This is a genomic window from Achromobacter sp. JCM 18799 (assembly GCF_055395645.1).
The window spans coordinates 862,836-875,476 of record NZ_AP043866.1; the positions used below are offsets into that span (position 1 = coordinate 862,836).

At 68.2% G+C, this 12,641-nt stretch carries 12 protein-coding genes; 8 read left to right on the forward strand and 4 right to left on the reverse strand.

Annotated elements, in window-relative coordinates; genetic code table 11:
• Window positions 1-65 precede the first annotated feature (65 nt).
• The 4 genes from ubiU to ACZ5YA_RS04250 all read left to right on the forward strand — a co-directional run bounded on the left by ubiU (window position 66) and on the right by ACZ5YA_RS04250 (window position 3,230).
• Window positions 66-1,082 carry a ubiquinone anaerobic biosynthesis protein UbiU gene (gene ubiU, locus ACZ5YA_RS04235; RefSeq protein ID WP_251880320.1) on the forward strand — a complete coding sequence of 339 codons (1,017 nt, stop codon included), beginning with the start codon at window positions 66-68 and terminating at the stop codon, window positions 1,080-1,082.
• Window positions 1,079-1,972: a U32 family peptidase gene (locus ACZ5YA_RS04240; protein WP_059379691.1), complete on the forward strand. Its 894-nt coding sequence runs from the start codon at window positions 1,079-1,081 to the stop codon at window positions 1,970-1,972. Before ubiU ends, ACZ5YA_RS04240 begins: the two co-directional genes overlap by 4 nt.
• Window positions 1,969-2,391, forward strand: a complete 423-nt coding sequence (gene ubiT, locus ACZ5YA_RS04245) for a ubiquinone anaerobic biosynthesis accessory factor UbiT (protein ID WP_059379692.1) — start codon at window positions 1,969-1,971, stop codon at window positions 2,389-2,391. The genes ACZ5YA_RS04240 and ubiT overlap by 4 nt, the downstream gene beginning before the upstream one ends.
• 122 nt (window positions 2,392-2,513) lie before the next feature.
• Window positions 2,514-3,230 carry an SDR family NAD(P)-dependent oxidoreductase gene (locus tag ACZ5YA_RS04250; RefSeq protein WP_464092068.1) on the forward strand — a complete coding sequence of 239 codons (717 nt, stop codon included), beginning with the start codon at window positions 2,514-2,516 and terminating at the stop codon, window positions 3,228-3,230.
• 35 nt (window positions 3,231-3,265) lie between these two features.
• On the opposite strand, the gene ACZ5YA_RS04255 is transcribed toward ACZ5YA_RS04250, so the two are convergent.
• Window positions 3,266-5,341: an ABC transporter permease subunit gene (locus ACZ5YA_RS04255; protein ID WP_464092069.1), complete on the reverse strand. Its 2,076-nt coding sequence runs from the start codon at window positions 5,339-5,341 to the stop codon at window positions 3,266-3,268.
• 158 nt (window positions 5,342-5,499) lie between these two features.
• Window positions 5,500-6,522, reverse strand: a complete 1,023-nt coding sequence (locus tag ACZ5YA_RS04260; protein ID WP_280016496.1) for an amino acid ABC transporter substrate-binding protein — start codon at window positions 6,520-6,522, stop codon at window positions 5,500-5,502.
• A gap of 168 nt (window positions 6,523-6,690) precedes the next feature.
• Between ACZ5YA_RS04260 and ACZ5YA_RS04265 the strand changes: the two genes are divergently transcribed.
• From ACZ5YA_RS04265 to ACZ5YA_RS04280, 4 genes are all read left to right on the forward strand, one after another.
• Window positions 6,691-7,830, forward strand: a complete 1,140-nt coding sequence (locus tag ACZ5YA_RS04265) for an aminotransferase class V-fold PLP-dependent enzyme (protein ID WP_464092070.1) — start codon at window positions 6,691-6,693, stop codon at window positions 7,828-7,830.
• A 37-nt stretch (window positions 7,831-7,867) separates the two neighbouring features.
• A complete protein-coding gene (locus ACZ5YA_RS04270; RefSeq protein ID WP_118931955.1) occupies window positions 7,868-9,163 on the forward strand; it encodes an O-acetylhomoserine aminocarboxypropyltransferase/cysteine synthase family protein in 1,296 nt (431 codons plus the stop codon).
• A gap of 3 nt (window positions 9,164-9,166) precedes the next feature.
• Window positions 9,167-9,994, forward strand: coding sequence for an alpha/beta fold hydrolase (locus tag ACZ5YA_RS04275; RefSeq protein WP_464092071.1), 828 nt, complete (start codon window positions 9,167-9,169; stop codon window positions 9,992-9,994).
• 123 nt (window positions 9,995-10,117) lie between these two features.
• Window positions 10,118-11,230 (forward strand): acyl-CoA dehydrogenase family protein, encoded by a 1,113-nt coding sequence (locus ACZ5YA_RS04280; protein ID WP_306632740.1) that lies wholly within the window; start codon window positions 10,118-10,120, stop codon window positions 11,228-11,230.
• Between the two features lie 32 nt (window positions 11,231-11,262).
• Here the strand turns inward: ACZ5YA_RS04280 and ACZ5YA_RS04285 are convergent, their stop codons facing one another.
• Together ACZ5YA_RS04285 and ACZ5YA_RS04290 are read right to left on the reverse strand one after the other, a co-directional pair.
• Window positions 11,263-11,817: a surface-adhesin E family protein gene (locus ACZ5YA_RS04285; RefSeq protein ID WP_059379696.1), complete on the reverse strand. Its 555-nt coding sequence runs from the start codon at window positions 11,815-11,817 to the stop codon at window positions 11,263-11,265.
• Window positions 11,818-11,936: 119 nt separating this feature from the next.
• Window positions 11,937-12,626: a GntR family transcriptional regulator gene (locus ACZ5YA_RS04290; protein WP_251880310.1), complete on the reverse strand. Its 690-nt coding sequence runs from the start codon at window positions 12,624-12,626 to the stop codon at window positions 11,937-11,939.
• Window positions 12,627-12,641: the final 15 nt, after the last annotated feature.

The window sequence follows — 12,641 nt, forward strand, 5'->3', positions numbered from 1 at the left end:
ATTCGGCACGGGCCGTTTGATCTGCGACAAGGCCAGGGGCGTGGCGGCCCCATAGACTGGCCGGCATGGAAACTCGAACCTCTCCCATGGAGCTCGTGGCCCCCGCCGGCAGCCTGGCCGCGCTGAAGGCCGCAATCGATGCCGGCGCCGACACCGTCTACCTCGGGCTCAAGAACGCCACCAATGCCCGCAACTTCGCCGGGCTCAATTTCACCGAAAGCGATATCCGCGCCGGCGTCGAGCTGGCCCACAGCCGCGGACGGCAAGTGCTGTTCGCCATCAACACGTTTGTGCAGGCCGGCCGGGCGCCCGAATGGCGCGCCGCCGTCGACGCTGCCTATGGATTGGGCGCCGATGCGGTCATCATGGCCGACGCCGGGCTGCTGGCCTACGCCAGCGACCGCTATCCGGACCTGCGCCTGCACCTGTCGGTGCAGGGTTCCGCCACGCATGCTGACGCCATCGAGCTGATGAAGGAACAGTTCGGCATACGCCGCGTGGTGCTGCCGCGCGTGCTGACGCTGGCGGAGATCGCGCGCATCTGCGCCAATGTCAGTGTCGAGGTCGAGGTGTTCGGCTTCGGCAGCCTGTGCGTCATGGCCGAAGGCCGCTGCCTGTTGTCGTCCTACGCCACCGGCGATTCTCCCAACAACAAGGGCGTCTGTTCGCCCGCGCATGCCGTGCGCTGGTCGGAAGAGAACGGCCGCATGGATGCGCGCTTGAACGGCATCCTGATCGACCGCTACGAACCGGGCGAACCCGCCGCCTATCCCACCCTGTGCAAGGGCCGCTTCGATGTGGACGGCCAGGCGGATCACGCGCTGGAGGAACCCACCAGCCTGAACGCCATCGGCCTGTTGCCACGGTTGGCGGAGATGGGCGTGTCCGCCGTCAAGATCGAAGGGCGGCAGCGCAGCCCGGCCTATGTCACCCAGGTGGTGTCGACCTTGCGCGCCGCGTTGGACAGCGCGCATGCGGACGCTTCCCGCTTTTCGCCCCGTCCCGAATGGAACGCCATGCTGGCGCGCCATTCCGAGGGTTCCCAAGTCACGCAAGGCGCATTCGAACGTCCATGGAAATGAAACCTAGCGCGTACCGGATATCGGTCGCACCGTTGCAGTACTACTGGCCGCGCCAGCACACGCTGGATTTCTACGCGTCGCTGGCCGATGGCCCCGCCGACATCATCTACGTGGGCGAAACCGTCTGTAGCCGCAGGCACGAGCTGCGCGCCGAGGACTGGATGGAGCTGGCGCGCGACCTGCGCGCCGCGGGCAAGACGGTGGTGCTGTCGGGCCGCACGCTGATCGAGACCGGCGCCGAGGCCAGCGCGTTGAAGAAGCTCTGCGGGCAGGACGACTTCATGGTCGAAGCCGGCGAGCTGGGCGCGGTGCGGCACCTGAACGGCCGCGCCTTCGTGGCGGGACCCCATGTCAATGCCTATCACGGCGGCACCCTCGAATGGCTGGCCGCGCGCGGCGCCGCGCGCTTCGTCGCGCCGCTGGAAATGGACGGCCGGACGCTGGCTCTTCTCATGGCGGAAAGGCCTGCCGGCCTGGAGGCGGAAGTCATGGTCTGGGGCCGCATGGCGTTGGCGTTCTCGGCGCGCTGCTTCACCGCACGGCATTTCCGTTTGAAGAAGGACGACTGCGGCTTTCGCTGCATCGAGCATCCGGACGGCCTGGACATGCGCACGCGGGAATCGAGGGATTTCCTGGCGATCAACGGTATCCAGGTGCAGTCCGGAGCCTGCCTGGACCTGCTGTCGCAGGCGCCGGCGCTGGCCGCCATGGGCGTGGAGGTGCTGCGGGTGAGTCCGCAATCGACCGGCACGCTGGACGCGATCGCCGCGCTGGATGCGATGCGGCGCGGTCTGGCGCCGATGGAGGCGCAGCCGCCCGCGGGCATGGTCCGCTGCAACGGCTACTTCCATGGCCAGCCGGGCATCGATCTGTTGGAGGCCGTGGCATGAGCGCGGCGATTCAAGTGCCGGGCGTGCTCGCCAGGCTGGGCCGGCGTCTACCCGCGCCGTTCGTCTCGCTGCACTTCACTGCCGGACTGGAACTGGCGCGGCGGCTGAAATGGCTCACACCGCCGTCCGAACTGGAAGGCCGCAGCTTCGCCATCACGGTCGAGGACCTGGGTCTGCGCAGCAGTTTCGCGGTGCGCCAGGGCGCCTTCCGGCCGGTATGGAACGGCGCTCCCGCCGAACTGGAGCTGGGCGCGAAGTTGGCCGATCTGCTGGCCTTGATGCGTTCGGAAACGGACGCCGATACCTTGTTTTTCCAGCGCCGGCTGCGGATCTCGGGCGATACCGAGCTGGGGCTGATCGTCAAGAACTGGCTGGACGCGGCGCCGCGGCCGGCATGGCTGCAGGGCGCGGTCCGCTAGCCGCGCAATGCCCGCCAGCGCTTGCGGGCATTGCGGGAATCCGGCGCTGATCGTGCTATACCCGGCGTCATTGCCGCGGGCAGCATTGCCGTTTGCCCAGGCGCGATCGAACGGAGGCAGCAATGCGGGTCATGGTAGTAGGCGCCAGCAAGGGACTGGGCAGGGCATTCGTGGAGGGATTGGGCCAGGATGCCTCGTTGATCGTGGGCGTGGCTCGCCGCGCGCCGGCGGACATTACTGTGCCGCCCGGTTGCGAACTGCGCTGGATAGCAGCCGACCTGTCACGCCCCGAGGCCGCCGTCGAGCAGATTGCCGCGCAGGCCCCGGATGGACTCGATGCCATCCTCTACAACCTGGGCGTGTGGGAAGAGCACGCTTTCAGCGAGGATTACGATTTCCTGGCTGACTCGCCGGCGGAGATCGCGCGCATGGTGAACATCAACGTCACCGCGACCATCCTCTTGCTTCAGCGCTTGATTCCGCGCGTCCTGGGCGCACGCAAGCCGCAAGTCATCCTGACCGGCTCGACTTCCGCGCTGGCCGGCAGCGGCCGTCCGGAAGTCACGTTCGGCGCGTCCAAGCACGCGTTGCGCGGCATCGCCGACGCCTTGCGCGAGAGCTTCAGGGCGCGGCGGCTGGCGGTGACCTGCGTGCAATTGGGCTACCTGAACACGGAAGACGGCCTGGACGTGCCGCGCGAAACCGCCAGCCTGCGGGGAGAGGGCAGTTTGATACCCGTGCACGACGTGGTGGCGATGACACGCGCGCTGCTGAATCTGTCGGACGCGTCGTTCGTGCGGGAAATCGTCATGCCGGCGCTGATGGACGAGCGTTTCTGAAGCGGGTCCTCCGCGCCCACGGCGTCATGCTGGCCTCAAGCGCGACCGGTCTTGCCTTCCATGGCGCGGGCCGCGCGCGACAGGGCCAGGCTGGCCGCAAAGTACAAGGCGGCCACGGCCAGGTAGACCTCGACGTGATAGGGCCGCCAATCGGTGCCGGCCACCACCGCCTTTGCCGCACCGAGCACATCGAACACGCCGATGATGCTGACCAGCGATGTGTCCTTGACCGCGCCCACGAATACGCCCAGGGCGGCAGGCGCGGCAATGCGGCGGGCCTGCGGCCAGATCACCGAACCATAGGCCATGGCCGCAGGCATGCCCAAGGCGCGCGCCGCCATCATCTGGCCGGGCGGTATGGCTTGCAGCGCGCCGCGCAGAACCTCCGCCAGCAGGCAGGCGGTGTGCAACGTCAGCGCGGCCAGCGCCATGGCGAACTTGGACACGCCGCCGCCCAGCAGCATGGGCAGCACGAAGGATGCGAACAGCAACTGCGTCACCAGCGGCACGCCGCGCACGGCCTCGATCAGGCCGGCGGCGGCCAGCGAGGCGGCGCGGTTGTGGCTACGGCGCAATAGCGCGAGCGCGAAAGCCAGCGGCACGGCGGCGAGCAAGGCGGAGATGGCCAGGATCAATGTGACGAGCAATCCGCCCCAGCGTTGCGGCCCGATGGCGGCGCCGCCCCAAGGCCAACCGGACAGCGCGCTGATGGCCGCGCCCAACAGGACGGCGAGCAATGCCGCGCGCACCGCTGCACGCATGCGCGGGGCAGTCAGCGCCAGCGCAACCCCGGCAAGCAGGGCTGCGCTGGCGGCCAGCGCCGGCGCGCGGTCGGCCTGGGCCATGGCGCCGAAGAACAGCAGGGGCAGGTTCTCGCCCACGGCGGCCCAGCATGCGCCGGCCGCGCCCGCGCATGCTGCGGGGTCGCCGCGCCACACCGCACCGAGCAACGCCCATTCCAGCAGGCGCCATAGGATCAAGCCCACGGCGGCGGCCAATGCGGCCGACACCAGCCAGCCGCGCCAACCACGACGTTCGCCGGCAGGGTTCCAGGTGGGCCGCTCGCCCAGGCGCGCGCCGTGCGTGTCGCCGGGACCGTGGCGGGTATTACGCGCGTTCCAGGCCGACAACCCGCCGCCCAGCGTCAGCGCCAGACCGAGATAGACCGCGACGGCCAGCGTGATGCCTTCGAGCGCCAGGCCGGTCTGCGTGATGGCGGTGTTGATCACCGCCATCAATTCCTGATAGCCGATGGCAATGGCCAAGGTGCTGTTCTTCACCAGCGCCAGGCACTGGTTGGCATAGGGCGGCAGCGCCACGCGGGCGGCATAGGGCGCGATCACCAGCCGCAGCACGCTGCGGGGCTTCAGGCCCAGCGCCTGGCCGGCCTCCACCAGTCCGACCGGCACGGCGCGCACGGCCGCGCGGGCGATGTCGGCGATGTAGGCGGCATGGAACACCACCAGGCCTATCGTCAGCGCCGCGAATTCGATGCTGGGCTGCCAGCCTCCCTGCAGACCCAGGCCGCGCCTGACCGGCATGTCGATGCGCATGGGCGGCAACAGCATCCATGCCAGCAGCGCGCCGGCCAGCACGGCATACAGTGCGGGGTTACCCCAGCGGCGGCGGGCGAAGCCGCCCAGCGCCAGCGCGATGGCCGCCGCGGCTGCGTAAGGCACCCACCCATGCACGGCTGGCAAGGCCAATCCGCGATTGGACAGCAGCAGGTGCGGCAGCGGCGACCAAGCCTGGCGCAGGTCGGGCAGGCGCAGCAGCAGCCCGTACCAGACGAAGAGTTGCAGCAGGACTGGCGTATTGCGCAAGGGCGCGATGATGGCGGCGGCGCAGCGCGCAGCCCAGGGGTTGCGCGACATGCGCAACAGGCCCAGTCCCAATCCCAGCAGCGTCGCCAGCGGGATCGCCACGGCGGCCACGGTCAAGGTGTTGACCAGGCCGGCGGCTATCGACATCCAATAGGGATCTTCCGCCGTGATGTCCAGCAGGCTTTCCGAAATGCGGAAACCTGCGGGCTGGAACAGGAAGCCGAAGCCGCCCTGGATGCCGCGCGCGGTCTGCACCGATTCGATGTGCCAGAGCAGGACGGCAGCCATGCCGCCGAGCGCGAGCGTCCACGCCAACGCAGGCAGCCAGCGCCGCCACCGGCCGGTGGAGGGATAAGGAAGAGTGGTCGCAACCATGATGGAAAAGGAGGGGGCGAATGCAAGAAAGGCGGGCTCAAGGCCCGCCCGTGGCGCTCAAACGGCCAGGATCATTGGAACGGCGGCGAGTACAGCAGCCCGCCCTGGTTCCATTGCGCGTTCAGCCCGCGCTCCAGCTTCAGCGGCGTCGCGGCGCCCAGATTGCGGTTCCAGACTTCGCCATAGTTGCCCACGGCCTTGATGGCGTTGCGGGCCCAGCCTTCGTCCAGGCCGAAGCTCTTGCCTATGCCGGGGTCCACGCCCAGCAGGCGGCGCACCTGGGCATCGCTGCTTTGCGCCTGGCTGTCGGCGTTCTGCGCGGTGATGCCGAGTTCCTCGGCCGCCACCAGCGCATTGATGGTCCAGCGCACGATGGCCGCCCAGTTGGCGTCGTCCTGCCGCACGAAGGGGCCCAGCGGCGACTTGTTGATGCGTTCGGGCAGGATGACGAAGTCGTCGGGCTGGCTGGCGCGGGCCGCGCGGCTGGCGGCCAGGGTGGACGCATCCGACAGGTAGACGTCGCAGCGCCCGGCGTAGAAGGCTTGCTCGAGTTCGACCAGATTCTCGATGACGACCGGACGATAGCTCAGCTTGTGCTTCTTGAAGTAGTCGACCAGGTTTTGCTCGTTGACCGTGCCAGGCTGCACGCAGACCTGCGCGCCTTCGAGTTCCGTCGCGCTCTTGACGCCCAGCTTGCGCGGCACCAGAAAGCCCTGGCCGTCATAGAAAACGATGCCGGCGGAGGCGATGCCCAGGCCGGCGTCGCGGCTGGAGGTAATGGTGGTGTTGCGGTTCAGCACGTCGATCTCGCCCGATTGCAGCGCGGGAAAACGCTGCTGCGAACTCAGCGGCACGAAGCGCGTCTTCTCTGGATCGCCGAGCACGGCCGCGGCCAGCGCGCGGCAGAGGTCCGCGTCCAGGCCGGTCCAACGGCCTTGCTTGTCGGCAATGGACAAGCCCGCGGACCCCTGGCTCACGCCGCAGACCAGCTCGCCGCGTTTCTTGATGGTATCGACTGTGCCTGCTTGAGCCGCACCGGCCAGCGCCAGCATGGCGGCCATGCCCGCGATTTTCAATTGTTGAGTAAAACGCATGCCATTCCTTTATTCGATGCCGTCCGGAAAGGCAGGAATTCTATGGGCGCGATGGCTAGACGCGAGCGACTATATGGTCATATGGATATAAAAACTAAGCCTTACTCAAATGCGCGTCATATACCTAGAATCCCTGCATACCAAGTTGAAATGACGGAGCGGCGGGGCATGAGCTGGCAGGACGAATTCAGGCAGTTGTTTCCCATCACGCGAGACCAGGCCTACGCCAACATTGCCTATACCAGCCCGCTGGCGCCCAAGGTGGCCGAGGCGGTCGCCGCCTTCTTCGAAGGCATCACCTATGCGCGCAGCGACAAGCCTCGGTGGCTGCGGGACGCAGATGCGTTGCGCTTGCGGCTGGCGCGCCTGATCGGCGGCGACGCCAAGCGTCTGGCCTACACCAAGAACACGACCGAAGGGCTGAACATCGTTGCGCAAGGGCTGGCCTGGCAGGAAGGCGACAACCTGGTGGTGGACGATCAGGAGCATCCCACCAATGCCTTGCCCTGGCTGAATCTGCGGCGCCGCGGCGTGCAGGTGCGGGTGGCGCAGGCGAATTCGCATCGCTATACGGTGGACGACCTTTGGCAGCACGTGGATGCGCGCACGCGGCTGATCGCGGTGTCCTGGGTGCAATACGGCACCGGCCTGCGCACCGATATTGCCGAGTTGGGCCGGCGTTGCGCCGAACGCGGCATCTGGCTGGTCGTCGACGGGATTCAGGGCGCGGGGCTGCTGCGCGCCGACGTGGATGAATGGGGCGTGGATGCCTTTGCTTGCGGCGCGCACAAAGGCATGCTCGGACCGCTGGGCGTGGGCCTGCTGCATGTGTCGCCCAGGCTGCTGGACGCCCTGGATCCGTTGTACATCGGGCCTTCGGGCGTCAATACGCTGGACAAGTCCGGACTGCAATGGCAGGTGGGCATCGCCGATGGCGCCGACGCCCGCAGGCTCGAATCGGGCAACCTGAACTATCCGGGCATCGCGGGCTGGGCTGCCGCGCTGGACCTGATCGAAGGCGCGCGGCCCGAGCGTATCGAGCCCTGGGTGCTGGAACTTTCGGAAGCGCTGGGCACCGGCCTGCGCGGACTGGGCCTGCAGGTGGTGTCGCCGGCCGGTCCCGAATTCCGCAGCACGACGACGGCGCTGCGCGTGCCGGATCCCGCCGCCGCGCTGGCGCATCTGACACAATCCGGGATCGTGGCCAGCATAGTGGAGTATGGTTACGTGCGCTTGTCCGTCGGCGCCTATAACAATCATGCGGACGTGGAACGCATCCTGCGCGCGGCGCGGACGCTTCCCGTCTGAGAAGAATCATTGATAAGCAACCCTTCAGGAGATACTGATGACCGAAGCGAAGAAGCCCCAGTGGCGGCTTGAAACCGTGGCCGTGCATGGTGGCTACCGCCCCGATCCGACCACGCGCGCCGTGGCCGTGCCCATCTACCAGACCGTGGCCTACGCGTTCGACGACACGCAGCATGGCGCCGACCTGTTCGACCTCAAGGTGCCGGGCAACATCTACACCCGCATCATGAACCCGACCACCGACGTGCTGGAGCAGCGCGTGGCGGCCCTGGAGGGCGGCATCGCCGCGCTGGCGCTGGCCTCGGGCCAGGCCGCGGTGACCTACGCCATCCTGACCATCGCCGAAGCGGGCGACAACATCGTCTCGTCCAGCACGCTGTACGGCGGCACCTACAACCTGTTCGCGCATACGCTGCCGCAGTACGGCATCACCACGCGTTTCGCCAATCCTTCCGACCTGGCCGCCTTCGAGGCCCAGATCGATGACCGCACCAAGGCCATCTTCGCGGAATCCGTGGGCAATCCGCTGGGCAACATCACGGACATCGCTGCGCTGGCCGAGCTGGCGCATCGCCATGGCCTGCCGCTGATCGTCGACAACACCGTGCCGTCGCCGTACCTGCTGCGTCCCATCGAGCACGGCGCCGACATCGTGGTGCAGTCGTTGACCAAGTACCTGGGCGGCCACGGCACCAGCCTGGGCGGCGCCATCATCGATTCCGGCAAGTTCCCGTGGGCGGAACACAAAGAGCGTTTCAAGCGCTTGAATACGCCTGACGTCAGCTACCACGGCGTGGTCTACACCGAAGCCTTCGGTCCGGCCGCCTACATCGGCCGCGCCCGCGTGGTGCCGCTGCGCAATACCGGCGCGGCGATCTCGCCCTTCAACTCGTTCCAGATCCTGCAGGGCATCGAGACCCTGGCGCTGCGCGTGGACCGCATCGTCGAGAACACCGTCAAGATCGCCAACTACCTGCGCGAACATCCGAAGGTCGAGTGGGTCAACTACGCAGGCCTGCCGGACCATCCCGACCACGCGCTGGCGCAGAAGTACCTGGGCGGCAAGGCGCCTGGGCTCTTCACCTTCGGCGTGAAGGGCGGCCGCGAGGCCGGCGCGCGCTTCCAGGACGCGCTGCAGCTGTTCACCCGCCTGGTCAATATCGGCGACTCCAAGTCGCTGGCCACGCACCCTGCGTCGACCACGCACCGCCAGCTCAATCCCGAAGAGCTGCAGAAGGCCGGCGTGCGCGAGGAAACCGTGCGCCTGTCGATCGGCATCGAGCACATCGACGACCTGCTGGCGGATCTGGACCAGGCGCTGGCACAGGTTTAAGCCATGACGATGCTTCCCCGCAGAACCTTGTTGAAGCTGGCCGCGGGCCTGCCCGCGCTGGCAGCTGCGGGAGCGGCCGGGGCGGCAGCTCCGGCTGCCCCGACCGCAAAGGCCCGCAACTACGTCCTGGCCCACGGCTCCTGGCATGGCGGCTGGTGCTGGCGCCCGGTGGCGGACCGTCTGTTGGCCGCAGGCCACCGCGTGTACGCGCCCAGCTACACGGGCATGGGCGACCGCGCCCACCTGTTGAGCAAGAGCATCACCATCGACACCTTCGTCGAGGATCTGGTCCAGGTCATCGAGACGCAGGAACTGAAGGATGTGATCCTGGTGGGCCACAGCTTCGGCGGCATTCCCATCACGGGCGTGGCCGACCGGATACCGCAGCGGCTTGCGCATCTGGTGTACTTCGACGCCATCGTGCTGCAAAGCGGCCAGAATGCGTTCTCCGTGTATCCGAAGGCGGATGCCGACGCGCGCATTGCGGCCGCCTCGAAGGCCACCGATGGATTGGCTGTGCCGATTCCCGATCCGCTGCCTGCAGCCTGGGGATTCACGCCGGGCAGCGCCGACCATGACTGGGTCAAGCGCCGCCTGACCGCGCATCCGCTGGCCAGCTACACCACGCCGCTGAACCTGAAGCACCCCATCGGCAACGGCGTGGCCCGTACCTACATCCATTGCACCCAGCCGGAACTGCCGGTGCTGGACGATTCGCGCAAGCTGGTGAAGTCCCAAGCGGGTTGGAACTGGGTCGACATTGCCGCGCCGCACGAAGCCCACATCACGCATCCGGTCTTGCTGGCCGATTTGCTGCTGGGCCTGGCCTGATCCAGCCAGACCAGGACGGGCGGCTGATACGGTCGTCCGGGCGTCGCAGTTTGAGGGCATCATGCGAGATTGCGCCGGGCCGCCCGCGCCGGCGCATCCCATGACGACCCGCTGGAGACTCCCATGGCCCTTACGCCCGTCCACGCCGCGCTGCCGGCAGACCTGAAAGCCTGGCTGCGGCAACACGCCGACGCCTTGGACGACGGCAGCCTGGACGCGGCGGAGTTGTTGCCGCGGCTGGCCGCCGCCGACGTGTTGCGCCATGGCGTGCCCGTGGCGCAAGGCGGCTTGCCGGGCACGGATATCGGCGATGCCATCGAAACCATTGCGCAGTTGGCGGAACTGTCCGTCGCCGGCGCCTTCGTGGCCTGGAGCCAGCGCGTTTTCATCGAGTACCTGTTGCGCAGTCCGAACGCCGGTCTGGCGGATGCCTGGCTGGGGCCATTGCTCCAGGGCGGGCAGGCCGGCGCGACCGCGCTGTCGAACGCCATGAAGTTCCTCAGCGGCATCGAATCGCTGCAGATCGCCGCGCGCGAGGCGGGCGACGCGTGGGCGCTGGACGGACAGATGCCTTGGGTCACGAACCTGCGGCCGCAAGGGTTCCTGGTGGCGGCCGCGGTCGCCGCGCCTGATGGCACGCCGGCGGTGGTGGCGCTGCCGCACGACATTGCGGGGCTGGAGCGCAGCGCGGACCTGCCTTTGCTGGCGTTGCAGTCGACCAATACCGCCGCGCTGGCGCTGCGCGATGTGCGCATCGGCCCCGAATGGCTGATTCATTCCGACGCGCGCCAATACCTGCCCCAGGCCCGGCCGGCCTTCGCCGGCATGCAGTGCGGCCTGTCCATCGGCTTGGCTCGGGGCGCCTTGCGCGCCGCGCTGGAGGCCGGGCAGGGCCAGGCCTCGCGCGGCATCCTGGGCCAGCCGCTGCAAGCGCTGGGTGCGCAACTGGATGCATTGACCGCGGGCTTGCTCGAAGGCGTGCGTAGCGGAAGCTTCGTGGCGCAGCCCTGGCGGCTGTTCGAAATCCGCATCGCCTTGGCCGAAGCGGCCCAGCAGGCGGTGCAGCTGGAATTGCAGGCCAGCGGCGGCGGGGCCTATCTGCGGCAGGCCGGCTCAGGCTTTGCCCGGCGTTGGCGGGAAGCGGCCTTCCTGCCCATCGTTACGCCCAGCCTGGTGCAGTTGAAGACCGAACTGGCCAAACGCCAGGCGCGACTGGCGGCCGAAGCTGCGGGATAGGCGCGCGGCGCGGCAGCGACGGCCGGCTGCTGCTACTTGCGCGGCCCCTTGCCGTTGGCCGGGCAGACGATCTCGCGCAGCTTGCGCTGCACAGGGTCTTGCGTGATGGGCGCATTGCGGATGCCGGGCGGGGGCAGGGATTCGACGACGGGGCCGGTGGCGTTCTCGCCCGCATGGTGCACGACCTGGCTGACGGTATAAGTGCCGGCGGTGCAATTCATGGTGACCGGTTGGGTCACGGAGCGGTAGGGTTGCCCGTTGGCGGCGGAAATCTTGGGCTGGGCATAGAACCAGGCCACGTTCACTGCCCTGACGGCGGGGCGCTCCGATACGACCTTGACCGACGCGCTGTCGTAGAACACGCCTGGCATGGCTTGCGGGTCGAGCGGCAGCCAGTCCGGTTCGGCGGACACCATGCCGCCGGGTCCAGGGTCACGCGGCACGATGTTCACGGCGCAGGCGTCGGCGGGGACTGGGTCGCCTTCGCGTACCGTGACGGTTTCGCAGGCGCCGGGCGGGGCGGCCTGCGCGGGGTGGGTCCAGGCGGTCACGGCCAGGGCGATCAGGAATGCGTGCCTTGCGGTCATTGGTGTTTTCCGGTGGTGGCGCGGGGCGCCGGCGCCAGGCTTGTGGCCACGGCGTGTCCCCGATCATACCGGGCAGGGCGCGCATGCGCGGGGCGAATACGTCCGAGGGGCGGCGGGGCCTACGCCGTCAGCACATATTCCGGATAGCGCTTGCAGATCTCGGCCACCTGGCTGAGGGTGCCCGAAAGGTGTTCCCGCAGCACCTGCTGGGCGCGCTGCGGGTCCTGCGCGACGATGGCGTCCAGCAGGCGCTGGTGGTCCTCCAGGATGCGTTCGGCCTTGCCGGCCTCGGGCAGGTGCAAGCGGCGCAAGCGGTCCAGGTGGCCGCTGTAGCGTTGCGCGAGTTCCCACAGCCGGGTCACGCCGGCGGCTTCGTGCATGTCGCGGTGGAAGGCCTGGTCGGCGTCGATGAAACGCTGGAACTGGCTGCTGGCGTGGCTGGCGCGCTGCAGGTCGATGCTGGCCTGCAGGCGCTGGAAGAGCTGAGGATCCGGGCGCTGCGCCAGCATCTGCACGATTTCGAGCTCCAGCGAGCGGCGCAGGAAATGCGCTTCGCGCGCGGCGTCCACGTCGATGCGGCTGACCACCGTGGTGTGCTGCGGATAGATCTCGACCAGCGCTTCTTCGGCCAGCCGCATCAGCGCGTCGCGGATCGGGGTCTGGCTCAGGCCGTAGGTTTCCGCCAGCGTGATGCGCGACAGGGGAGTACCCGGGGCCAGTTCCAGGGACACGATCTGTTCGCGTAGATGTTCAAAGACCTGAGGCGCGGCGTGGCGCGAACGGTCCAGTCTGAGCTTGGTGCTTTGCATCGGGTCGCGTGCGGA